The organism is Saccharopolyspora gregorii (assembly GCF_024734405.1).
GTDB lineage: Bacteria > Actinomycetota > Actinomycetes > Mycobacteriales > Pseudonocardiaceae > Saccharopolyspora_C > Saccharopolyspora_C gregorii.
The window spans coordinates 405,589-429,219 of sequence record NZ_CP059556.1 but is presented as its reverse complement, the minus strand read 5'-3'; the positions used below and the strand labels follow the sequence as shown (position 1 = coordinate 429,219).

The 23,631-nt window shown below is 73.2% G+C and carries 16 protein-coding genes and 1 tRNA gene; 8 read left to right on the top strand and 9 right to left on the bottom strand.

Annotated features, from left to right (window positions below):
• Nucleotides 1-6: 6 nt before the first annotated feature.
• The gene (locus H1226_RS01940; protein ID WP_258349533.1) at nucleotides 7-2,931 is read right to left on the bottom strand and encodes a hypothetical protein; all 2,925 of its coding nucleotides are present in this window, start codon (nucleotides 2,929-2,931) and stop codon (nucleotides 7-9) included.
• Between the two features lie 549 nt (nucleotides 2,932-3,480).
• On the opposite strand from H1226_RS01940, the gene H1226_RS01935 reads away from it, so the two are divergent.
• The gene (locus H1226_RS01935; protein ID WP_258345339.1) at nucleotides 3,481-4,344 is read left to right on the top strand and encodes an SGNH/GDSL hydrolase family protein; all 864 of its coding nucleotides are present in this window, start codon (nucleotides 3,481-3,483) and stop codon (nucleotides 4,342-4,344) included.
• Between the two features lie 306 nt (nucleotides 4,345-4,650).
• On the opposite strand, the gene H1226_RS01930 is transcribed toward H1226_RS01935, so the two are convergent.
• Nucleotides 4,651-7,557, bottom strand: coding sequence for an AfsR/SARP family transcriptional regulator (locus H1226_RS01930; RefSeq protein ID WP_258345338.1), 2,907 nt, complete (start codon nucleotides 7,555-7,557; stop codon nucleotides 4,651-4,653).
• Nucleotides 7,558-7,936: 379 nt separating this feature from the next.
• Between H1226_RS01930 and H1226_RS01925 the strand changes: the two genes are divergently transcribed.
• A complete protein-coding gene (locus tag H1226_RS01925) occupies nucleotides 7,937-8,989 on the top strand; it encodes an ADP-ribosylglycohydrolase family protein (protein ID WP_258345335.1) in 1,053 nt (350 codons plus the stop codon).
• On the opposite strand, the gene H1226_RS01920 is transcribed toward H1226_RS01925, so the two are convergent.
• The 6 genes from H1226_RS01920 to H1226_RS01895 form a co-directional block, all read right to left on the bottom strand.
• Complete coding sequence (locus H1226_RS01920; protein ID WP_258345332.1) at nucleotides 8,990-9,862, bottom strand: SAM-dependent methyltransferase; 873 nt, start codon at nucleotides 9,860-9,862, stop codon at nucleotides 8,990-8,992.
• Nucleotides 9,863-10,047: 185 nt separating this feature from the next.
• Nucleotides 10,048-10,950, bottom strand: a complete 903-nt coding sequence (thpD, locus tag H1226_RS01915) for an ectoine hydroxylase (protein ID WP_258345331.1) — start codon at nucleotides 10,948-10,950, stop codon at nucleotides 10,048-10,050.
• Nucleotides 10,951-11,206: 256 nt separating this feature from the next.
• A complete protein-coding gene (locus tag H1226_RS01910; RefSeq protein ID WP_224960833.1) occupies nucleotides 11,207-11,596 on the bottom strand; it encodes an ectoine synthase in 390 nt (129 codons plus the stop codon).
• A gap of 93 nt (nucleotides 11,597-11,689) precedes the next feature.
• On the bottom strand, nucleotides 11,690-12,937 hold the full coding sequence (gene ectB, locus H1226_RS01905) for a diaminobutyrate--2-oxoglutarate transaminase (RefSeq protein ID WP_224960831.1): 1,248 nt from the start codon (nucleotides 12,935-12,937) through the stop codon (nucleotides 11,690-11,692).
• Nucleotides 12,938-13,102: 165 nt separating this feature from the next.
• Nucleotides 13,103-13,705: a diaminobutyrate acetyltransferase gene (gene ectA, locus H1226_RS01900; RefSeq protein WP_224960828.1), complete on the bottom strand. Its 603-nt coding sequence runs from the start codon at nucleotides 13,703-13,705 to the stop codon at nucleotides 13,103-13,105.
• Between the two features lie 394 nt (nucleotides 13,706-14,099).
• A complete protein-coding gene (locus H1226_RS01895; protein WP_258345326.1) occupies nucleotides 14,100-14,828 on the bottom strand; it encodes a S1 family peptidase in 729 nt (242 codons plus the stop codon).
• Between the two features lie 242 nt (nucleotides 14,829-15,070).
• Here H1226_RS01895 and H1226_RS01890 point away from each other — a divergent pair, with 242 nt between their 5' ends.
• Nucleotides 15,071-15,844, top strand: coding sequence for a VOC family protein (locus H1226_RS01890; protein ID WP_258345322.1), 774 nt, complete (start codon nucleotides 15,071-15,073; stop codon nucleotides 15,842-15,844).
• Between the two features lie 419 nt (nucleotides 15,845-16,263).
• Here H1226_RS01890 and H1226_RS01885 read toward each other — a convergent pair.
• Nucleotides 16,264-16,336: transfer RNA gene (locus H1226_RS01885), tRNA-Thr, on the bottom strand.
• A 220-nt stretch (nucleotides 16,337-16,556) separates the two neighbouring features.
• On the opposite strand from H1226_RS01885, the gene H1226_RS01880 reads away from it, so the two are divergent.
• From H1226_RS01880 to H1226_RS01860, 5 genes are all read left to right on the top strand, one after another.
• The gene (locus tag H1226_RS01880) at nucleotides 16,557-17,999 is read left to right on the top strand and encodes a threonine/serine exporter family protein (protein ID WP_258345321.1); all 1,443 of its coding nucleotides are present in this window, start codon (nucleotides 16,557-16,559) and stop codon (nucleotides 17,997-17,999) included.
• Between the two features lie 235 nt (nucleotides 18,000-18,234).
• The gene (locus H1226_RS01875) at nucleotides 18,235-19,665 is read left to right on the top strand and encodes an alpha,alpha-trehalose-phosphate synthase (UDP-forming) (protein ID WP_258345320.1); all 1,431 of its coding nucleotides are present in this window, start codon (nucleotides 18,235-18,237) and stop codon (nucleotides 19,663-19,665) included.
• 142 nt (nucleotides 19,666-19,807) lie between these two features.
• Nucleotides 19,808-22,360 carry a trehalose-phosphatase gene (gene otsB / locus H1226_RS01870; RefSeq protein WP_258345319.1) on the top strand — a complete coding sequence of 851 codons (2,553 nt, stop codon included), beginning with the start codon at nucleotides 19,808-19,810 and terminating at the stop codon, nucleotides 22,358-22,360.
• A 202-nt stretch (nucleotides 22,361-22,562) separates the two neighbouring features.
• Nucleotides 22,563-23,165 carry a DUF4178 domain-containing protein gene (locus H1226_RS01865; protein WP_258345310.1) on the top strand — a complete coding sequence of 201 codons (603 nt, stop codon included), beginning with the start codon at nucleotides 22,563-22,565 and terminating at the stop codon, nucleotides 23,163-23,165.
• 11 nt (nucleotides 23,166-23,176) lie between these two features.
• Nucleotides 23,177-23,614 carry a DUF4247 domain-containing protein gene (locus H1226_RS01860; RefSeq protein ID WP_258345308.1) on the top strand — a complete coding sequence of 146 codons (438 nt, stop codon included), beginning with the start codon at nucleotides 23,177-23,179 and terminating at the stop codon, nucleotides 23,612-23,614.
• Nucleotides 23,615-23,631 lie beyond the last annotated feature (17 nt).

The window sequence follows — 23,631 nt, the reverse complement described above, 5'->3', positions numbered from 1 at the left end:
TGCTCCTCAGAAGTCGCGGTACCCCGGCGGCGCTTCGCCGAGCACCGGCGGCGCCACCAAGCGGCCGCCGCCGTACTCGTCGTCGTAGACGTCGTCGGCTTCGAGCAGGAACTGCGGGCCGCGGTTGCCCTCGTCCAGCTCGCCCGGGCGGTAGCCGCCGGTGCTGAACTCCCGCTCGCGCGACTCGTGCTGGACCTCGTCGACCGCCGCCCAGGAGCTGCGGCGGGCGGGCCGCTGGCTGGAGGAGCGCGCCCGCGAGCTCATCGGGCCGAAGCCGCCGTCGGGGCGGGATTCGAACCGGTCGGGCTGCGGCACCGGACGCGGTGGTTCGGGGCGCGGGCTCTCCTGCTGCTCGACGGGTCGCGGTGGCTCGGGGCGCTGCTGCTCGGGGCGGTGCTGCTCGGCCGGGCGCGAGGGCTCGGGGCGCGGCTCCGGTTGCCGGGGTGGCATCGGAGGTCGCGCCGCAGCACCGGGCAGCGGTCCCTGGGGCGAGGGCGCCTGCGGCGGCGGGGCCCCGTGCGGCGGCATGCCCGGCCGGGGCCCTGCCTCCGGCACCGGTGGCACGCCCTCCGGCGCCGGTGGCGGGCCCGCTGGGACCGGAGGTGCGCCCGCCGGGCCGGACGGCGAGCCCGCCTGCGCTGGAGGCGGCCCCGCAGGCGCTGGGGGCAGCGGAGTGCCGTGCGGCGGCGAAGCCTGCTCCGGTCCGGGCGGCTGGGGCCCTGGCGGCCCCTGCTCGGGACGCGGCTGGCCCGGCTCCGCACGCGGCGGGACCGGAGCACCCGGCGCAGGTGCGGCCTGCTCGGGTGCCGGCGGCAGCGGGGCGCCGGACTCGGGCGGCGGCCCCTGCTCCGGACGCGGCTGCCGCACCGGGCCGGTCCCGTGCGGCGGGGCGAGCTGCTGCGGCTGCGGAATCCCGTGCGGCGCGGACTGCGGATCGGCACCGCCCGGCGGGGACGCGAGGTCCCCGGCGGGTCCACCCGTCCACGAGCGTCCCGCGGGCGGTTCCGGCGCTGTGCCGGGCCGACCGGCGGGCGGCGGCCCGGGGCGCTGCGGCTGCTCGAACTCGGCGGGCGGGCCGATCAGGCCGCCCGGCGCGGCGGGAGCCTCGGGCAGCTCGAACAGGTCCGGCGGCGCGGGCTGGTCGGGAGCGGCCTGCTGGAACCCGCCCGGCTGCGGACGGCCGCGATCGACCGGACCGGGCTGGGGCGGCCCCGGCGGCGGGACCGGCCTGCCCGGTCCGGGCGGTGGCGCGGGCGGACCCTGCCTGCCCGGAGCCGGTTGCGGCGGCCCGAACCGGGGTTGGCCGGATTGCGGCTGAGCGGGCTGCGGCTGACCCGGTTGGGGCTGGCCGGGCTGCTGCTGGCCCGGCTGGAGCTGCCCGGACGGAGTCGGCCCGGGACGGCCCGGCTGCGGCTGGCCGGGGTGCGGCGGCGCCTGCCGCAGCAGCGGCCCGGACGCGTGCCTGCGCCGGGCCTGCTCGGGCGGCACCGGCGGACCGGCGGGCGGCGGGCCCGGAACCGGGCCTCCCGGAGGCGGCCCGGGCTGCGCGGGAGCGGACGCGTCGAGCAGGTGCGGCGGAACCGGCTCCCCACCGGTCCGGGGCGGCTCGGGCAGCGGGAGCTGCCCGGAGGCCGGCCCGTCCGGGCGCACCGCGGCGGCCTGTTCCGGTCCGCGACCGGTCGGCGGCGGCCCGGACGGACGCGCCCCGGGCTGCTCCGGCGACGCGGGCGGGAGCTGCTCGGACCGCTCGGACTGCTCGGACCGGTCGGCGTCGAACCCGTCGGCGTCGAGCGGCGCCTCGTCGGACCGCTGCTCGGACGGCCCGTCCTGCTCCGGCGCCTCGGGTTGCGGGAGCGAACCGCTCAGCGGCCCGGAGAACCCGGCGGGCCGCCCCTGCGCGCGCGGCTCGTCGGCGGCCGGCTGCTCGGCGAGTCCACCCAGCTCACCGGAGAGCGCCGAGGTGCCCGCGGCGGGGTCGGGTCGTTCCGGCTGGCCGGGCCGCGGTCGCGGCGCGGGGCCGCGGCGCGCGTGCGCGAACCGGTCGCCGAGCTGCCCGATCCGGTCCCAGAGCACGAAGGGGTCGGGTTCGGCGGCCAACGCCGCGAACTCGGAGCGCAGGTCGAACCGGCCCGGCCGGGCGGCCGGGCGGCGCGCGCCCTCCGGGCGTGGTTCCGGGTTGAGCTCCCCCCGCGCCAGCGGTTCACCGGAGGTGCCCGGCGGCGGCTCCGGGAGCCTGCCGGACAGCGGCGGCGGACCCGGTCGTTCGGCGGGGCCGTCCGGCCGCGGCAGCCGACCGGAGTCGTGCCTGCCACCGGACCGCGGACCGCCCGGTTCGGCTGCGCCGCCGGGCAGCGGCAGCTCGCCCGAGGCCTGTAGATCGCCCGCGCGGTGCAGGTCCGGTGCGGGTCTGCGGTCCGCACCGCCCCGGGAACCGTCACCGCGCGCAGCGACGGCCCCGACCGGGTGGTCGCGGCCGGGTGAGCCGGCGTCGTCGTGCGGAGTCCGCGCACCGGACTCCCGGAATTCTCCGGACATCAGGTGGTCACCACCGAGAACGGATTCGGAATAGTGGAATTCTCCGGGAACGAGCGATTCGCCGGAAATGACGGTCTCCCCGGCGGAGAAGGATTCCTCCGCCGCGCGCGCGGCGAATTCGGACATCTGCGGTTCGCTGCGGAAAGCGGCGTCCGGGCCGAGTTCGCCGCCGAGCCGGGCACCGCCGGGCGCGCTCGCGGGCCGCGCCGGGGCGGGGCGCCGGGTGGCGACGCCGGGCGCGGGCCTGCCGGGCCTGCGGACGGGTTCGCCGGGTTCGGCATCGCGCGGCGCGGCCGGGTGCCGGACACCGGTTCCCGGGTCGGGCGCCCGGCGCGGCGCGGCGGGCAGCGGCCGGCCCGCTGGTCCCGGCGCCGCCGGGTCGTGCGGTGACGTCACTTCTCCCCCAGCTCTCGGATGCACTTCGGCCGCCGCGGGCCCCTCGCCCGGACGTTCGGCACCGGTGCGGCGCGCGTCGTTCGGACGTTCCCGGTCCGGCCGTCGTTCCCGCTCACGCACCTGCGGTCCGGGTCGCGGCGCCGGTCTCGACCGACCGGTACCTCGCGGTGCGGAGCCCTGCGGCGACGTCGTCCCCCGCCGCGCGCAGGGGCGTCACCTGCGTCGATCGCGACATCACGAGCCCCCTCGTTGCTTCTGCTACCGCCGAGCGACATTAGCAGTCGCGTTCGAGGCGTACGGTGGTTTCCCGGCAAGCCACCTCCATTCCCGCGGGTGCACGCGCGTGGCATCGATCGGTCCCGTTCGGCAAGGTGCGGCGCATCGCACGTCCGGCGGGTTCATCGACTCGGAACGCAGTGCACCGGTGCGGAATAAAATCGGAACATTCGAGTGCCGTTACTCACTTCGGCCGCAACCGACGGTGGCGTAGGTCGCGATCGGAGGACCACTGTGTCCTCTGGCGAATCGAACAGCGCAGGAGGAGGGCCGATGAACGGCCGGGAGCACATGGGCGGCGGAGCACGGCGGGCGAGCTGGGCCAGCTTCGCCGCGTTGGGCGACAGCTTCACCGAGGGGATCGCCGACCCGGCTCCGGGCGGTGGCTTCCGCGGATGGGCCGACCGGCTGGCCGAGCACCTGACGACCCGGGAGCCCGAGCTGCGGTACGCGAACCTGGCGGTGCGCGGCAAGCTGCTGCGCCAGATCGTCGAGACCCAGGTGCCGCAGGCCCTGGAGCTGCGGCCCGCGCTGGTCTCGCTCGTCGGCGGCGGCAACGACATCATCCGGCCCGGCGGCGACCCGGACGAGCTCGCCGCGATCTTCGACGACGCGGTGACGCGGCTGCGCGCGACCGGCGCGGACGTGTTGATCGGCACCGGGTTCGACACCTCGACGACGCCGGTGCTGCGGCGGGTGCGCGGCAAGGTCGGCACGTACAACGCGCACTTGCGGGCGATCGCGGACAAGCACGGCTGCTTCGTGGTCGACCTGTGGTCGATGCGGGTGCTGAAGGACCAGCGCGCGTGGAGCGAGGACCGGCTGCACCTGTCCGCGGAGGGCCACCGCCGGGTGGCGCTGCGGGCCTGCGAGGCGCTGGGCGTGGCGGTCGACCAGGACTGGCGCGCCCCGTGGCCGGAGCTGCCGACCCGCCCGTGGCGGGTGCAGCGGGCCGAGGACATCCAGTGGGCCCGGGAGCACCTGGCGCCGTGGATCGTGCGCCGGCTGCGCGGGCGTTCCAGCGGGGACGGCCGCGGACCGAAGCGGCCGTCGCTGGAGCTCGTGTGCACCGCGGGAGCGCAGAACTCCGCGGCGGCCCGGAACTCCTCGACGGCCGAGGAGAGCGGGAAGTGCTGATCAGGAGGCCGGGGTGATCGGGGGCGGGAAGACGAAGTGCGGACCTCCGAGCATCCCCCTCCCAAAGGTCCGCACCCACCCCCACGCCCTCCCGGATCCCTCCGAGCACCCCGTTCCGGAGTGTCCGCCCCGACCCGCCCGCTCGCGCGGGCTCGGCCGGGACGGCCGGGCGGCAATCCCCCCTCGGATTTCCCCCAGTGCCGCCCGGTGCGGGTCTCAGCTGCTGCCGACCCGCACGCAAGACACTCTCGCAGCGGGCACTAGACACCCGCTAAACGTCGGCTAAACGTCCACGGCGGACGGCGCTCAGCCGTCGTCGAGCGAGGTCAACCGGGCCTTGGCCTGGGCGGCGCGCGGCGAGCCGCCGGTCTCGTAGATCGACAGCGCCGTCTCCCACCGGGTGCGGGCCACCGACCGGTCGCCGCGGGAGACCGCCACGTCGCCGAGGCCCAGGTAGGCCGAGGCCTGGTGCATCGCCGAGCCGCAGCGCTGCGCCACGTCGAGCGCCTCGTGGTGGTAGCCCTCGCCGTCGTCGAGCCTGCCCAGCTCGATGCTGACCTCACCGCAGTTGTTCAGCACCATGGCGAGCGTTTCGAGGTCGTCCGCCTCGCGGTACATCACCTCGGCTTCGAGCAGGTGCTCCAGCGCCTCGGCGAGCCGCCCGTTGGCCTGCTCGACCTGGGCGAGGTTGTTCAGCGCCCCCGCTTCCCGGTACCGGTCGCCGAGCGTGCGGTAGGCGCGCAGCGCGTCTCGGCAGTGCACCTGCGCCTCCGCGAAGCGCTTCATACGGAACAGCACCGCACCCATGTTGACCTGGGCCATCGCCAGCCAACCGGGGTTGCCGGTGGCGACGGCGCAGCGGTAGGAGTCCGCGTAGTGCGCGAGCGCCTCGTCGTGCTCGCCGGTGCGCGCGTAGGCGACGCCGAGACCCGCGGGCATCAGCACCTGCCCGACCGGGTCCGCGGCGAGCCGCGCCGACTCCAGGCCCACCGTGTAGATCTGGATCCAGTCCTCCCACGGGCAGCGCACCACCAGGTAGTTGAACTGGCAGCGCACCAGCCGCCACGCGTACTCGTGCAGGCCGTGGGCGTGCGCCGCGCGCACCGCGGCGACCAGGTTCGGCCACTCCGAGTCGAACCAGGCCAGCGCCTCGGTCCGGTTCCGGATCTCGGGCTGCTCGATGGTCGAGTCGCCGGAGAGGTCGAGGTCGTCCCGAGCGGGCCGCAGGAAGCGCCGGGCGTGGTCGGCGACCACCAGGTAGTAGTGCAGCAGCCGGGTGAATGCCTTCTCGTCGCGTTCCGCGACGCCCGCGTGCTCCGGCCGCGCGTCGGGCCCGTCCGGGGCGGTGAGCAGTTCCCGCGCGTAGAGCCGCAGCAGGTCGTGCATGCCGAACCGGTCCGGTTCCGGCTCGGTGACCAGGTGCGCCAGCGCCAGCGCCCGCAGCCGCCGGTAGGCGGCGGGCGGATCGGTCTCGCAGACGGCGGCCACCGCGTGCGCGGTGAACGTGTGCCCGGGCACCAGGCCGAGCTGCCGGAAGGTGGCCGCGTGCACCGGGTGCAGGTTCCGGTAGGAGATGTCGAAGGCGCGGCGCACGCTGGTGTCGGCGTCGTCGATGTCCAGCGCGTGCAGCCGGTTGCCCTCGTCGGTGAGCTCCCGGACCAGGCTCGCGACACCGCGGGCGGGGTTGGCGGCGAGCCGCGCGGCGGCGATGCGCAGCGCCAGCGGCAGCCCGCCGCACAGCTCGGCGAGCGCGCGGGTGGCTTCGGGTTCGGCAGCGGAGCCGTCGATGCCGCCCGCCCGGTCGAGCAGGGCGACGGCGGATTCGGTGGGCAGCGTCTCCAGCGGCAGCACCCGCGCGCCGCTGCGCACGACGAGCCCGTCGAGCCTGCGCCTGCTGGTGACCAGCACCAGGGAGCGGGAGCTGGAGGGCACCAGCGGACGCACCTGCTCGGAGTCGCGGGCGTTGTCCAGCAGCACCAGCACCCGCCGGTCGGCGAGCAGCGACCGGTACAGCGCGGCCCGGTCGTCGAGGTCGACGGGGATCGCGTCGGCGGCGACACCGAGCGTCTTGAGCATGCTGGTCAGCGCCTCGCCCGGGGACAGCGGCGCCCGCTCGGAGTCGAAGCCGCGCAGCGAGGCGTAGAGCTGCCCGTCCGGGAAGGCGCTCGCGACGCGGTGGGCCCAGGTGATGGCGACGGCGCTCTTGCCGACGCCCGCGGTACCGGTGAGCACGGCGAGCAGCGTGGTGTCCCCGCGGTCGCGTTCGATCATGCGGTCCAGCACGGCCATCTCGCGTTCGCGGCCGACGAATCCGGCGACGGCGGGCGGGAGCTCGGCGGGCACCGGGCCGACGGGGGCGACCTCCCGGTCGGCCTGCCGCTGGGTGCCGCTGAGCAGGGCTTCGTCGTCGCGCAGCAGCCGCTCGTAGAGGGTGCGCACTTCGGGGCCGGGGTCGATGCCGAGTTCGTGCGAGAGCCGTTCGCGCAGCGCGTGGTAGCGGGCCTGGGCCTCGGCGCGGTTGCCGGAGCGGTAGCCGGCGAGCATCAGCAGGTAGGTGAGGCGTTCCCGCAGCGGGTGCTGGTCGACGAGCGCGGACAGCTCGATGACGAGGCGGTGGTGCCTGCCGAGTTCGAGCTCGGAGGCGATGCGTTCTTCGAGGGCGAGCAGCCGCAGCTCGTCGAGGTTGGTCCCGACGCTCTGGTGCAGCCGTTCGGCGGCGATGCCGGAGAGCACCGGTCCGCGCCACAGCTGCAGCGCTTCGGTGAGCAGCTCGGCGCGGGCCGCCGCGTCCTTGCCGTGCGCGTCGTTGATCAGCTTGCGGGCGCGGTGGGCGTCGACGCGTTCGGGGTCGATGCGCAGCAGGTAGCCGGGCGAGCGGGTGAGCACCTCGGGCCGCCCGGGGGCGTCCGGGTCGCCGTGGCCGTGCAGCAGCCGGCGGATCCGCGAGATGTAGCCGTGCACGATGGTCCGGGCGGTGGCGGGCGGTTCGTCGCCCCAGAGGGTGTCGATCAACCGGTCGATGGAGACCAGCTGGTTCGGTTCCATCAGCAGGCAGGCGAAGGCGCCGCGCACGGAGGCGGAGCCGAGCCGCAGCGGCTCGCCGTCCAGCCGCACCTCCAGCGGGCCGAGCACCCGGAAGGTGAACCCGGGCGGGCCGGAGCCGACGACCTGGTCGGAGCCCGTTCCGCCGGGCACGGCGTCCTGCCCCTGCATGCCCCTCGACACCTGCCGTTCGCTGCGTGTTCGATCCTCGCCAGTTTCGGTCACCCGGGCTCGCGGAGTCCACTCTCGGCGAAGCGGACACACGGTAGCGATCTCCGGCTCGGCACCCGGCCGCACCTGGCCGGGCGTCACCCGATCGGCCCAACACGGTGACGTTCCCGCGCGCCGCGCCCGGCGACCGCGCGGCTCACCCGGCCGGTGGGCGAAAGTTGATCATTCATCGATCTCGGCGTCCGGTGCGGGGTGCCGCATCGCACGCGGCGAAGATGCTCGCGGTGGGCGGATCGGCGCCGGGCCCGCGGTACCGCCCAGTAGAGTCGGCCCCTGATCGATCATCGTTCGAAGCGCCGCCCGAGAAGGAGCCCGCCGCGTGCCCACCCCGTCCACAGTGGTCGATCGCGCCGTGGGCTGCCTGCTCGGCGGGGCGCTCGGCGACGCGCTCGGCGCGCCCGTCGAGTTCCAGCAGCTCGACGGGATACGAGCCGAGCACGGCGAGCAGGGCATCACCGAGCCGCCCGCGCAGGCGCTGCTCGGCGACGCCACCCAGATGACGCTGTTCACCGGCGAGGGCTACCTCAGCGCGTGGACCCAGGGCAACAACGGCGGCCAGTGGCGCCCGGTGGAGACCGTCACCGCCGCCTACCGGCGGTGGCTGGTCACCCAGCAGGAGTCGAAGCCGCCGCCCGGTGCGACCGGCCTGCTCGCCGAGGGCGAGCTGTACGCCAGCCGCGCTCCCGGGCTGACCAGCCTGCGCGCGCTCGGCGAACCGGAGCTCGGCAGCCCCGACCGGCCGCGCAACAGCTCCAAGGGCTGCGGCGGCGTGGACCGCAGCTCCCCGATCGGCTTCGCCCCCAGCGCCACCATCGCCTACGGCCTCGGCTGCCGGCTCGCCGCGCTCACCCACGGCGGCGCGGGCGGCTGGGCGTCCGCGGGCACGCTGTCGCTGATCGTGCACCTGGTCGCCGTGCAGGGCAGGCGGCTGCCGGAAGCGGTGGACCAGGCCACCGGCCGCGTGCTGCGCGACGACGGCGAGACCGCCGGGCTGCTCGCGGAGGCCGCGACCCTGGCCCGGACGGGCGCCTCCGTCGCGCACGTGGAACGGCTCGGCCAGGGCTGGATCGGGCCGGAGGCGCTGGCCATCGGCGTGTACTGCGCGCTGGCGCTGCCCCGGCCGGAGCAGTTCCCGGCGGCGCTGCGCCTCGCGGCGAACCACTCCGGGCACAGCGACAGCACCGCGGCGATCACCGGCGCGCTGCTCGGCGCCCGGCACGGCACGGCGGCGCTGCCGCGGCCGTGGCTGTCCCGGCTGGAGCTGGCGGACGTGGTGGAGCGGATCGGCCACGACCTCGGCGCGTCCTGCGCGGGCGAGAAGTTCAACGAGCGCCGCTACCTGGGCCTGGACCCCCAGCTGGCCGCGCCCTGATCAGCGCTTGCGGGCGACGCCGGCGAGCATCCGGGACCGCTCCGGGTCGCCGGTGAACTCCTCGTGGCCGTCGGGGCGCCAGCTCGGCGCGTACACCAGTCCCGGCTCCAGCATCTCGAAGTCGCCGAAGAAGTCCCGGATCTCCGCGCTGGAGCGCAGCTGACCGGGGTGCGTGGAGTGCTCGTATGCCTCCACCAGCCGCTCGTTCGCCACCTGCTCCTGCTCGGTCGCGTCCGAGGTCGTCCAGTGCGACACGGCCAGCAGCGAGCCTGCGGGCAGCCGTTCCCGCAGCGCGGCGACCGACTCGTGCGGGTGTTCGGAGTCCTTCGAGAAGTGCAGCATCGAGACCATCAGCAGGCAGGTCGGCTCGTCGAGGTCGAACACCCCGGTGCGGGCCAGCAGCGGCCACAGCCCGTCCGGGTCGGCGATCGGGTCGGCGCGCAGCGCGTGGTGCCGCCGCGGGTCGCCCTCCCGGTCGAGGATGAGCCCGCCCAGGGACTGCACGACCGGGTCGTTGTCCACGTAGACGACCCGGGCCCGGTCCTCGTCGGCGCCGGGGGCCGAGCTCCAGTGCAGCTCGGCGACCTCGTGCACGTTGCCCACGGTGGGCAGCCCGGAACCGATGTCGAGGAACTGCCGGAACCCGGCGTCGAGCGCGTGGCGCACCACCCGGTTCAGGAAGCGGCGGTTCTCGCGGGTGTAGGACTTGATGTCCGGGATGATGTCCACGACCCGCTGCCCGAAGGCGCGGTCGATCTCCCAGTTGTGCGCCCCGCCGAGGAACCAGTCGTAGACCCGCGCGGCGCTGGGCGTGGTGACGCTGTCCCGCATCTCCACGGGCACCGCTGCGATCGGGTGACGCAGTGTACTCATCCGCTCTCCTGGACCGCCCCGTTCACGGGTGACGTCGTCAACCGGCTCCACCTTCGCCCATTGGGATCAAGATTCCAACCCTTCTGGGGACTCAAGTGTGACGCCTGCTACGAGCGTGCCGGTCGCCCGGGTGGCTCGCACGCCGGACCGGTGCGCCCGGGGCGCACCGGTCCGGGGAACCGCGGTCAGCGGGTGATGGGCGCGGTGTCCCGCGCCGCGACGAACTCCGGCCGCGGCCGCTCGGCCGCGAACGGCGCCACCGGTGCGTTGTGCACGCTGTTGAACACGATGAAGATGTTCGACCGCGGGAACGGCGTGATGTTGTTCCCGGACCCGTGCATCGTGTTCGAGTCGAACCACAGCGCCGAGCCCGCCGGGCCGGTGAACTGCTCGATGCCGTGCTCGTAGCCGAGCCGGGTGATGTCGTCCTCGCCCGGCACCCCCACCTTCTGCTCCTTCAGCGAGGACTTGTAGTTGTCCCCCGGCGTGCGCCCCGCGCAGGACACGTAGGTGCGCTGCGCGCCGGGCATGACCATCAGCCCGCCGTTGAACGGGTAGTTGTCGGTCAGCGCCACCGACATGCTCACCGCGCGCGGCGCCGGAAGGCCGTCCTCGGCGTGCCAGGTCTCGAAATCGGAATGCCAGTAGAAACCGCTTCCCTTGAACCCGGGCATGTAGTTGATCCGGCTCTGGTGCACGTACACGTCGGATCCCAGGATCTGCCGCGCGCGGTCGAGAACCCGCGGATCCCGCACCAATCCCGCGATCAGTTCGCTGGTGCGGTGCACCTCGAACAGGGAACGCACCTGGCCGGAATCCTTCTCCACGACGGTGCGCTCGTCCGCGCGCACCTCCGGGTCCCTGGTGAGCCGGTCCAGCTCCTGCCAGTACTCCTGCACCTCGGCGGGGGACAGCAGGTCAGGCACCGTGTGGAACCCCTTTTCGTCGTGCGCGGCGAGGTCCTCGGCCGAGGCCGGGCCGCTGCGGACCCCGGGCCACACCACGGGGTCGGTGCGTTCGATGAACGCGGACTCGGTGCCTCGCCGAGTCGGGTAACGGTCCTGAGTCGTCACGTCCGCGACGGTCATCAGTTGCGCCTCCTTCGCGAATTACCGCCGGAGCGGCCGATTCCGCGCAGGAATCGGCCGCCATTTCTCGGTTCCTCGTTCGGTGGCAATTCCCCGGCTTCCCGGGGACGCGTCGCGCACCGCGGCAGGCAACCAGACGCTCCTCGGCTACCCGAGTCCCGCGGTCATTACGCATCCGGAATGCGGGCGAAGAAAAACCGCCCACGGCCGCGGCGGCGGCTCGTGGGCGGTTCGAGGCGGAGAACCCGTCGGCGGATCAGTCCTCCACGATCAGCGGGTACACGCCGTTCTCGTCGTGGACCTCGCGACCGGTCACCGGCGGGTTGAACACGCAGACCGTGCGGATGTCGGTCTTCGGGCGGACCTGGTGCTTGTCGTGCTCGTTGAGCATGTACAGCGTGCCCGGCTTGAGCTGGAAGACCTCACCGGTCGACTTGTTCTCCAGCTCGCCCTCGCCCTCGTACACGAAGACGGCTTCGATGTGGTTGGCGTACCAGAAGTCGTTCACGGTTCCGGCGTAGAGGGTCGTCTCGTGCACCGAGAAACCGACCTTCTCCCGCGCCAGCACGATGCGCTTGCTGCGCCAGTTCTCGGTCTGGATGTCGTCGTCGGTGTTCTCGACCTCGTCGAGCCTGCGAACGAACACAATGCCCTCCTTCGGGGTGCCGGGGATACCGGTGGTGCCGAACGAGACGGCCGGCCCGGGATTGGGGCGGGCCGGCCGTCGCGTACGTCTTTGTCAGGCAAGCACAGCTTGCACGGAATCGACGATGATCTGAAGACCCTGCTCCAGCTCTTCATCCGACACGGTCAGCGGCGGCATGATCTTGATCACCTCGCTCTGCGGGCCGGAGGTCTCCAGGATCAACTTCCGGTCGAAGGCCGCCTTCGAGATCTTGCCCGCGATCTCCGGGTCCTCGAAGCCGAGGCCGCGCGCCAAGCCGCGGCCCTTCGCCACGCCGCCCTCGTACTTGTCGGCGATCTCGCCGATGACCTGGCCGACGCGCTCGCCCTTGGCGATGGTGCCGCGCTGGAGCTCGTCGTCGCTCCAGTACAGCTTCAGCGCCTCGGACGCCGTCACGAACGCGGGGTTGTTGCCGCGGAACGTGCCGTTGTGCTCGCCGGGCTCCCACACGTCGTGCTCGGACTTGATCAGCGTCAGCGCCAGCGGCAGGCCGTAGCCGCCGATGGACTTGGACAGGCAGACGATGTCCGGGGTGATGCCGGCCTCTTCGAAGCTGAAGAACGGACCGGTGCGCCCGCAGCCCATCTGCACGTCGTCGACGATGAGCAGCATGCCGTGCTTGTCGCACAGCTCGCGCAGGCCGCGCAGCCACTCCGGGCGGGACGAGTTGATGCCGCCCTCGCCCTGCAACGTCTCCACGATCACCGCGGCGGGCTCGTTGAGGCCGGAACCGCTGTCCTCCAGCAACCGCTCGAAGTACAGGAAGTCCGGGTACTGCCCGTCGAAGTAGTTGTCGTAGGGCATCGGCGTGGAGTGCACCAGCGGGATGCCCGCGCCGCCGCGCTTCATCGAGTTGCCGGTGACCGACAGCGAACCCAGCGTCATGCCGTGGAACGCGTTGGTGAAGCTGATGATCGACTCGCGGCCGGTGATCTTCCGGACCAGCTTCAGCGCGGACTCCACCGAGTTCGTGCCCGTCGGCCCGGGGAACTGGACCTTGTAGTCCAGCCCGCGCGGTTTCAGCAGCTTCTCGTCGATGGTCTCCAGGAACTCGCGCTTGGCGGCGGTGGCCTGGTCCAGGCCGTGCGTGACGCCGTCCCGCTCGATGTACTCGATCAGCTTGCGCTTGAGCAGGGGGTTGTTGTGCCCGTAGTTCAGCGCACCGGCGCCGGCGAAGAAGTCCAGGTAGGGCGTGCCGTCCTCGCCGTAGAGCCAGCTGCCGCCCGCCTTGTCGAACGTCGTCGGCCAGGTGCGGCTGTAACTGCGGACCTCGGATTCGAGGCTTGCGAAGATGTCGTTCACGATCCTCCGTTCGCGGCGGCCGGAGCGGCCACCGGCTGCAAGTCGGTCATGGTCCCCACCCGGAGACCTGCCGTCGGAACTCGTTCGTCCCTGCGGCGCGGCGCGGTCCGCGCCCGCGCGCCCCGCGTCCCCGGCTCGCACCGGGTCGGCGCGGCGCGCTCGCGGTCAGTCCGCCGGACGCGGTGCCGCGACGGCTTCGCCCGTCACGGCGCCGGGGGCCGCGAACGGGCCGATCCGGTAAAGGTCCTCGCCCAGGTGCGCGTCCGGGAACAGGTCGGCGCCGAACAGCTCGCTGCGGGCCAGCTCGGTACCGCGGTCCCTGGCCAGCGCGGAGAAGAGCTTGATCGAGGCGGTGTTGTCCGCGGTGATCGTCGTTTCCAGGTAGCGCACGCCTTCCGGCACCAGCCGGTCGACCAGGTGGCCGAGCAGCTGCCCCGCCACTCCGCGACCGCGCTGCGACGCGTCCACCGCCACCTGCCACACCATCAGCACGTCCGGGGCGTCCGGACGCCGGTAGCCGGTGACGAAGCCGACCACTTCGCCGCCGTCGCGCGCCACCGCGGTGGTGTGCGCGAAGTCCCGGCACCACAACAGGTACGCGTAGGACGAGTTCACATCGAGCACTCGCGAATCACGCGTGATCCGGTGGAGTGCGGGACCGTCCGCGACGACCGGAATGCCGATCTCGACCGGAGCGGAAGAACCGCTCCCCGCATTCCGTCCGCCATTCGGTCCGTCGCCGTTATGGCTGGGTTTGTCGCCGGTCATGCTTTGCCAACTTAACAGAACATCCGTAACGCGTCAGGTACTCAGCCGTTTCCTGACCGCACTACCAGGCGATACTCGATTTTCCACGTGATGAGCACGACAGGATTGTTGCGCCTCGCATCAGCGCAGTGATAACGATCTATCACGCATACTGATCGAAAATGCGGACAGCGGACGTGACCTGCGCAAACGCCCGCCGGCACGGCACGTCCGGGCTCAGTGCGATTGCCCGCGGAGAATTTTCGCGGAGTTCACCGGAATTGCGATCTTCATCCGGGCGGCCGGGACCGCGGGTGAGCCCGCTCTCACCGCGCGCCACCGGAAACGCACGCGTCCGGGGCCGCCGTGGCGACCCCGGACGCGGTGCTGCCGGGTCTTGCTGGTGTCGCGGCGATCAGACGCCGGCGACCTCCTTGATCCAGTCCCGGTACTCGGTGATGTTGTTGTACGCGGTCGAGGTCGCGCGGTCGCTGGTGGAGGCCACGCCGACCTGCTTGCCGTTGGAGAACATCGGGCCGCCCGAGTCGCCACCGGCGGTGATGCCGTTGATGCGGTCCGCGCAGACCGCGGTGCCGCCGCGGTAGTCGGTGCAGGCGATGTCGGTGACCTTGACGTCGGCCACCTTCAGGTTGTCCGCCTGGCACTGGGCCTCGGGCTGGTCGGTGCAGGTGGCACCCCAGCCGTAGACCTGGACGGTGTCGCCGTTGTTCACGTCGCCGGTGGTGCCCAGCGGGGCGAACTCGACGTCCATCGGGCGGTCCACGTTGACCAGCGCGAGGTCGACGCTGTCGTGGATGTGCACGCCGCCGGCCTTGGCCTTGAACTCCTCGCCCTCGTGCTGGTTGAGGCTGCCCACGTGGAAGCTGACGGCGTCGCCGGCGCCTTCCACGCAGTGCTGGGCGGTGAGCACCCACTCCGGCGCGATGGCGGTGGCGGAACACGCCTCCTGACCGTCGTTGAACTGCCGAACCGCCCAGGGAGCGTCGGTGGCCTCTTCGCCGTCGATGATCATCGGCTGCATGTCGTTGGGGGCCGCCGCGGGGGCGGCCTGGGCGGGGACGGCGAAGGCGGCGGCGGCCAGGGCCACGCCGGCGACGCCGGTCAGCACTCGTGCCAGGGACACACTGATCTCCTCTGGGTAGCAGCGGCAACGCTGTGGGGACGGACAAGTCCCCCCATGACCTCACCCGTACGTGTAATGGGTCAACCAATTGGTCACTATTCGCCACCACATTCGCCGGTCGGGACCTGATCGAGATGCGCCGTTCGAACGACCCGCCCAACATTCGAGTGCCCACTATGGGCCTCGGTCGCACCAGGACGTCAAGGGTCCTGTGACCGCAGTCCGCGGAACGGGGGCCGCTGATGGAGATCACGTCGTACGCGCCGGGCACGCCCTGCTGGGTCGACCTCCACACCGCCGACCCCGGCACCACCGCGGAGTTCTACGCCGAACTGCTCGGCTGGACGGTGCAGGACACCGGGCCCGAGAGCGGCGGCTACCGGATCGCCCTGCGCGCGGGCGGGGCCGTCGCCGGCATCGGCCCGCAGTACGAACCGGCCCGCGGCCCGACGTTCTGGACCACCCACCTGTCCACCGACGACGTGGACGCCACCGCGGCGGCCTTCCAGCGGGCGGGCGGCCAGGTGCACGTCGCGCCGGTGGACGTGTTCGACGCGGGCCGGTTCGCCGTCGGCTCCGATCCCACCGGTGCCGCCGTCGCCCTGTGGCAGCCCCGCCGCCGGATCGGCTCCGCGCGGGTGAACGAGCCCGGTGCACCGTGCTGGCACGAGCTCGCCACCCGCGACCCGGAGCGCGCCGCCGAGTTCTACCGGGAGCTGTTCGGCTGGGAGGTCGTCCCGCAGCAGGTCGCGGGCACCGACTACCGGTTGCTGCGGCTCGGCGGCCGTGAGATCGGCGGCATGGTCCGGATCGGCGACGACTGGCCCGCCGAGGTGCCACCGCACTGGCTCGCGTACTTCGCGGTCCCCGACGCCGACGTCGCCGTGCAGCGGGTGACCGCGCTCGGCGGCACCGTCCTCACCGGACCGCTCGACATCGAACCCGGCCGGTTCGCCGTCGTCCACGACCCGGCCGGCGGCGTCTTCGGCATCATCGCCCTCCGCCCCGAGGCCTGATCCGCCCGCTCACCCACCCGCCCCGGGGTCCTCCGGTCGCGCTCGCGCAGCCACGCCGCGGCCAGGCGCAGCCAGCCGCAGCCACCGCTGCGCCTGTCGAATGCGGGTGATCCCGCGCTCTGATCCGCTGCCGAAGCTTCCGGCGGCGACCCGGCGCGGCGGTCCGCGGCGCGTGGCGGAACCCGGACCAGGTGGTGGTCATCCCGCTCCCCTGGCGGCACCGATCCGTCGCCCGGTCGGGTAGTACAGATCCGGGCCGCGATCACCGATCATCAAAGGGCGAATCCATCGGGTCGTGCCCGGTCGCACCGGTCGGCCCCGCCGAACCCGATGCCGCGGGCGCCCCGTCCGGAGTCGCCGGGGACGGCGCACCCGCGATGCCCCCGCGCCGGACGCCGCTCCTCGACCGCGCCGCACGGAGCCGCTGAGGGGACTCGAACCCCTGACCGTCCGCTTACAAGGCGGGTGCTCTACCAACTGAGCTACAGCGGCGCGCACGGCCGCGCCGTGCGCGCACATCGTAATCGGCCGTGGTCGTCGGCGGAGAAGCGGCCGGACCGGCGGCCCCTCGCCCGCGGGCGCGCGGGTCGGGTGTCAGGCTCGTGATGGAGGACACGAACCGGAGGTGCAACGGCCGCGGCGTGCGGGCCGATGGCCGAGGGGACGATCAACGCGGTCACCCAGAGGTGACGAGCAGGAAGGTAGGTCTGCGGTGGGAATCACGCAGCGCGCCCGTGGTGTGCTGCGGCGGCGCGACCCGGCCGAGCCGGTGGGGACACGCAACGCCGTTTACGGGCCGGCACTGCCCGAGGAATCAACGGTCCACCTGGTGATGGACCTGGGGCTGCGCATCGGCGAGGTCCAGATGGCCAGCGGTGCGGGCGCTTCCGACGTCACCGCGACGATCATCGGTGTGGTCAGCGCCTACGGCCTGCCGCACTGCGAGGTCGACGTGATCTACACGTCGATCACCGTCTCCTGCTACCGGGGCACCGAGGAGGTGCCCATCACCTCGCTGCGCGTGGTGCGCAACCGGTCCATCGACTACACGCGGCTCGCCGACGTGGAGGACCTGGTCCGCAAGATCACCGCCGGTGAGCTGTCCGCGTCGGACGCCTACTCCGAGCTGGACAAGATCACCTCGGCGCCGCACCCCTTCCCGCGCTGGGTGGCGACCCTCGCGTGGGCGGGCATGGCGGCCTCGCTGTCGGTGCTGCTCGGCGGCGGCGACCCGCTGCTGGCCGTGGTGGCGGCGGTGGCGACGGCGCTGGTGGACCGGATCGGGCGGTTCCTGAACAAGCGGGCGCTGCCGTTCTTCTTCCAGCAGGCGGTCGGCGGGGTGATCGCGACGAGCATCGCGCTGGCCTGTTCGATGCTGCGGATCCTCCCGACGCCCGCGCTGGCGGTCGCGGCGAGCATCATCGTGCTGCTGTCCGGGATGACGGTGGTCGGCTCGATGCAGGACGCGATCACCGGGTACAACGTGACCGCCGCCGGCCGGATCGCGGAGCTCGCGCTGATGTCGGCCGGGCTGATCGCCGGTGTGGTGCTCTCGCTCTACGTCGGGGTGCAGGTCTTCGACCAGCTCGGCGGGGACACCGCGGAACTGCTGCAGAAGGTGGGCACCGCGCGGATCGAGTCGACGACGGCGCTGGACCTCCCGGTGCAGGCGCTCGCGGGCGCCTCCACCTCGGCCTGCTTCGCGCTGGCCAGCTACGCCCCGCCCCGGCCGCTGGTCATCGCCGGGCTCGGCGGGGCGGTCGCCGCGGGCGTGTCGGGCACGCTGACGAACGTGGTGGGGTTGAACGCGGTGCTCGCGGGCGCCGTCGCCACGACCGTCGTCGGCGTCGCGGGCGGCGTGGTGACCCGGCGGCTGCGGATCCCGGCGCTGGTGATCGCGGTGTCCGGCGTGGCGCCACTGCTGCCCGGGCTGGCGACCTACCGCGGCCTGTACGAGATCGCGGTGGTCCGGGACCCGGCGGGCATGTCGACGCTGATGCTGGCGGCCGCGACCGGGCTGGCGCTGGGCGCCGGGGTGGTGCTGGGCGAGTACCTGGCGCAGCCGGTGCGCACCCGGCTCGGCAGGCTGGAGCGCAGGCTCTCGGGCCCGCGCCTGTCCGGGCCGCTGCGGCCCACCCGGCGCCGCCTGGAGTGAGCTGGGCGGTCCGGCCGGTGATCGGCCCGCCGGACCGCCGCCGGAGTGAGCAAGACCTCGGGGGCGTTGGCCCACACGAACGACGCGGGCGGTGGACTGATTGGCTAGCCTCGCCTGCGGGTAGTGAGTGATCCGGGACGGTCCGCGACAGCGGCCCAGCCGCTGGAGAGCACGATGCCGCCGGCGCAGCCCATCCCGTCCGAGACAGCAGCGGTCTCCCGAGGAGGCAACACCGGTGAGTAGGGCCAGCACGCCCGCCCGTGCGGATTTCGTCGTCGTCGCCAACAGGCTCCCCGTCGACCTGGAGAAGCTCCCGGACGGCACCGAGCGCTGGAAGCACAGTCCCGGCGGCCTGGTGACCGCGCTGGAGCCGTTCCTGCGCGCTCGCCGCGGCGCCTGGGTCGGCTGGCCGGGGGTCGCCGACGTCGACGTCGAGCCGTTCACCGACGAGGACATGCACCTGCACCCGGTGCGGCTGTCCTCCGACGAGTTCCAGGACTACTACGAGGGCTTCTCGAACGCGACGCTGTGGCCGCTGTACCACGACGTGGTGGTCCCGCCGGTGTTCGACCGCTCCTGGTGGGACGCGTTCCAGCGGGTGAACCGCCGCTTCGCGGAGGCCGCGGCCGAGGTCAGCGCGGAGGGCGCGACCGTGTGGGTGCAGGACTACCAGCTGCAGCTGGTGCCCGCGATGCTGCGGGAGCTGCGGCCGGACCTGCGCATCGGCTTCTTCCTGCACATCCCGTTCCCGCCGGTGGAGCTGTTCATGCAGCTGCCGTGGCGCACCGAGATCGTGCGCGGGCTGCTCGGCGCGGACCTCGTCGGCTTTCACCGCCCGGGCGGCGCGCAGAACTTCCTGTGGCTGGCTCGGCGGCTCGCCGGGTTCGAGCCGAGCCGCGGCCAGGTCGGCGTGCGGTCCCGGCCGGGCGTGGTGCAGGTCGGGGACCGCGCGGTGCGGGTCGGCGCGTTCCCCATCTCGATCGCCTCCTCGGAGCTGGACCAGATGGCGCGCAGCAAGGAGATCCAGCAGCGCGCCAAGGAGATCCGCGCCGAGCTGGGCAATCCGCGCCGCATCATGCTCGGCGTGGACCGGCTGGACTACACCAAGGGCATCGACGTGCGGCTGCACGCGATGCACGAGCTGCTCGCCGACGGCCAGATCCGCGCGGAGGACGTGGCGATGATCCAGATCGCCACGCCGAGCCGGGAGCGCGTCGAGCACTACAAGCAGATGCGCGAGGGCATCGAGCGCGAAGTCGGCCGGATCAACGGCGAGTTCGGCCGCGTGGGTCACCCGGCAGTGCACTATTTGCACACGTCGGTGGACAAGAAGGACCTGGTGGCGTTCTACTGCGCGGCCGACGTCATGGTGGTCACGCCGGTCCGCGACGGCATGAACCTGGTGTGCAAGGAGTACGTCGCCTGCAGGCACGACCTGGGCGGCACGCTCGTGCTCAGCGAGTTCGCCGGAGCGGCCGCGGAACTCACCAGCGCCTTCCTGGTCAACCCGCACAACTTGGACGGCGTGAAGGAGGCGTTGCTGTCCGCCCTCGACATCGAGCAGGCCGACGGCCGCCGTAGGATGCGAGCATTGCGTAGGCAGGTGCTCACGCACGACGTCGACCGCTGGGCCCGTTCGTTCCTCGAAGCGCTCGGGACCCCCTGAAAGACCCGCTCGACGTCCGGAGCCGCCGCGCGAGGTAACTGATCGACCACCGGCGGACGTGCGGCGGGAACCGGCAGCGGACCCGACCGGCACGTCCGGCACCGAATCGATCATGCAGACCCATCCGACCGCCCAGAGGAGTATGGCGTTGACCGCCGAAGCTCTCCCCGCCGAGCTGCGCCGCACGATCGTCCAGCTCGCGCGCACCCCTCGACTGCTGGTCGCCTGCGACTACGACGGCACTCTCGCCCCGATCGTGGCCGACCCGAACGCGGCCAAGCCGCTCCCCGAATCGGTGCACGCCCTGCGTTCGCTGGCGTCCCTGCCGGCCACGACCACCGCGGTGATCTCCGGCCGGGCGCTGCGCGACCTGGCCACCCTGTCCCGTCTCCCCTCCGAGGTCCACCTCGTCGGCAGCCACGGCTCCGAGTTCGACGTGGGCTTCGTGCACGAGCTCGAACCGCAGGCCACCGAACTCCGCACCCGGCTGCAGCGCGGCCTGCAGGAGATCGTCGCCGGCCAGCAGGGCGTCACCCTGGAGGCGAAGCCGGCCAGCGTCGCGGTGCACGTGCGCCGCGCCGAGGACGACGTCGCCGAGCGCGTGCTCGACCAGGTCCGCTCCGGCCCGGCCACCTGGGACGGCGTCCAGGTCACCGAGGGCAAGGCCGTGATCGAGCTGGCCGTGGTGCAGACCGACAAGGGCAACGCCCTCGACGCGCTGCGCCACCAGGTCGCCGCCACCGCCGCGATCTTCCTCGGCGACGACGTCACCGACGAGAAGGCGTTCGCCCGGCTGCACGGGCCCGACCTGGGTCTCAAGGTCGGCGAGGGCGACACGCTCGCCGAGTTCCGCGTCGCCGACACCACCCAGGTCGCGACCGCGCTCGCGTTCCTGATGGAGGAGCGGCGCACCTGGCTCTACGGCGAGCAGGCCCCGCCGATCGAGCGGCTGACCATGCTGTCCAACGAGCGCACCGTCGCCCTGCTCACCCCGGACGCACGGCTGACCTGGATGTGCCACCCGGGCCCCGACTCGGCGGCCGTGTTCGCCGACCTGCTCGGCGGCCCCGGCGCCGGCCACTTCTCCGTCCGCCCGCACGGCGGCAACGGCGCGCCGCGCAGCCCGCTGCCGCTGGGCCAGCGCTACGTGCCGGGCACCATGACGGTCGAGACCCGCTGGTCGCGGCTGCTGGTCACCGACTACCTGGAGCACGGGGTCGACGCGCACCGCACCGACCTCATCCGGGTGATCACCGGCGAGACGACGGCGAGCATCGAGTTCGCGCCCCGTCCCGAGTTCGGCCAGGTCCCGGTGCGGCTCGTCCCCGAAGCCGGCGGGCTGCGGGTGATGGGCACCTCGGAGCCGATGGTGCTGCACTCCCCCGGCGTCCAGTGGGAGATCACCTCCGACGGGATGCACGAGTCGGCGCGGGCCGTGGTGGCCGCCTCCGACGAGACCCCGATCGTGCTGGAGCTGCGCTGCGGCACCGAGGACCTGGCGCCGTCCGAGCGCACCGAGCGGCAGCGCCGCGCCGCCGCCGACGTGTACTGGTCGGAGTGGCTGGAGACGCTGACGCTGCCCGCCGTGGAGACCGACCTGGTGGGCCGGTCCGCGCTGACGCTGCGCGGCCTGTGCAACACCGACACCGGCGGGATCATGGCGGCGGCGACGACCTCGCTGCCGGAGGAGATCGGCGGCGTCCGCAACTGGGACTACCGCTACTGCTGGCTGCGGGACGGCTCGATGACCGCGCAGGCCCTGGTCACGCTGGGCTCCACCGCCGAGGCGGAGGGCTTCCTCGACTGGCTGCACCGCGTGCTGGAGACGTTGCCCGGGCCGGAGAGGCTGCACCCGCTCTACAGCCTGCAGGGCACCAGCCTCGGGCCGGAGGCCGTGATCGACAGCCTGCCCGGCTACGCCGGTTCGCGGCCGGTGCGCGTCGGCAACCTCGCCGACCAGCAGGTCCAGCTGGACGTGTTCGGCCCGGTCGTGGAGCTCGTCTGGCACCTCGCCGAGGTGACCGGTGAGATCCGGGACCGCGACTGGCAGCTGGTGAAGGCGATGGCCGAGGCCGTCTCGCACCGCTGGTTCGAACCGGACCACGGCATCTGGGAGGAGCGCGACCAGCCGCGCCACCACGTGTACTCGAAGGTCATGTGCTGGGTCACGCTGGACCGCGCGCTGAAGATCGCCGAGCGGTACGGCCGCGAGGTGGAACCCACCTGGGGCCCGCTGCGCGACCAGATCTCGCAGGACGTCATCAAGAACGGCTGGCAGCCGGACGTGCAGGCGTTCACCACCGCCTACGAGGGCTCCGACCTGGACGCGGCCTCGCTGCACGTGGGCCTGTCCGGGCTGATCGACCCGTCGGACGAGCGGTTCCGCGCGACGGTGAACGCGATCGAGTCCGAGCTGCGCAGCGGTTCCACCGTGTACCGCTACCGCCGGGACGACGGGCTGCCGGGCGACGAGGGCGGCTTCCACCTGTGCGCGGCCTGGCTGATCGAGGCGTACCTGCTGATCGGCCGCCGCACCGAGGCCGAGGAGCTGTTCCAGCAGATCGTGGACACCGCCGGGCCGACCGGGCTGCTCGCCGAGGAGTACGACCCGATCGCGGAGCGCTCGCTGGGCAACCACCCGCAGGCGTACTCCCACCTGGGTCTGATCCGCTGCGCGCAGCTGCTGTCCCGCTGACACCGCGCCGGCGGCACGACCGCGCAGAACGGGCCGTTCACCCCACCGGGTGGGCGGTCCGTTCCGCGTTCCGCGGGGCCGCGCGCCGCGGAGTTCGATCACGATTCTCGGCGAAACCGCCGTTCGGGTCGAACTCGGCCGTTACCCTCCGCTGCAAGAGGCTGCACTCGCGCGGTGACGCGCGGACATCTAGGGGACCCACGTGACCGGACTGACGATCGCGATCGTACTCATCGGCGTCGCCGTCGCGGTGTCGAGCATGGTGCTGCTGTACCGCCGCACCCGGCCCGCGCCGCAGGCGGCGACCGGACCGACCGACCCGTTCCACACCGGCGACGAGGACTCGCTGCGCGGCGATCCGCGGCGGCTCAAGGCCGGCGACATCGTGGAGGTCCGGGGGCTGAGCTACACGGTGCGCGGCTCGCTGCGGCTCGCCGAAGGCGGCTGGGGCTGGGCCGAGCACCTGCTCGACGACGCGAAGGGCACCCAGGTGTGGCTCGGCGTCGAAGAGGACCCCGACCTGGAGCTGACGCTGTGGACGCCGGTCGACGAGGCCGGTGAGCCCGGCGGGAAGCACGTCGAGTTCGGCGGCCGCCGGTACGCGCGCGAGGAATCCGGCTCGGCGACGTTCCGCAGCGAGGCCACCACCGGCCTCGACGCGCAGGGCACCGTCCGCTACCAGGACTACGCGGCCGAGGACGGCGCGCTGCTGGGCTTCGAGTCCTACGGCGACTCCGGCTGGGAGGCCAGCACCGGCGAACGGCTCGGCCGGTACGACGTGCGCATCTACCCGACCGCGGACTGAGGCGCTCGATCGTGGGACGAGGGATCTGGATCGCGCTGGCGTGCGTCGGCGTCGTCGTGGCGCTGATCGTCGCGGTCCTCGCGGTGTTCAGCGGCGGCTCCGGGCCGCGCGGCTACGTGCCCGCGCACTACCAGCGCGCCCCCGCGCTGGACATCGGCGGCTCGCGCGACGACGAGGCCTACACCAGCCCGAAACCGGTGCCGGTGGTGGCGCGGGAGATCACCTCCCGGCGCAGGCCGCAGTCGCAGCACAGCGACGCCAGCGGCGTCTACCTGCGCTACTCCGACGACGCGGTGGTCATCCAGCCGCGCGGCACCGGATCGGTGATCCACCTGATGGACGCCGACCGCGCCTACCGGCACTACCACTCGCACCTCGGCGGGGTGTGGGGCTGGGGCGGCCACCGCGGTGAGACGTTCCGCGGTGGCGGGCCGGGCTCCGGCAAGTAGGCGCTCCCCGGGCCGCG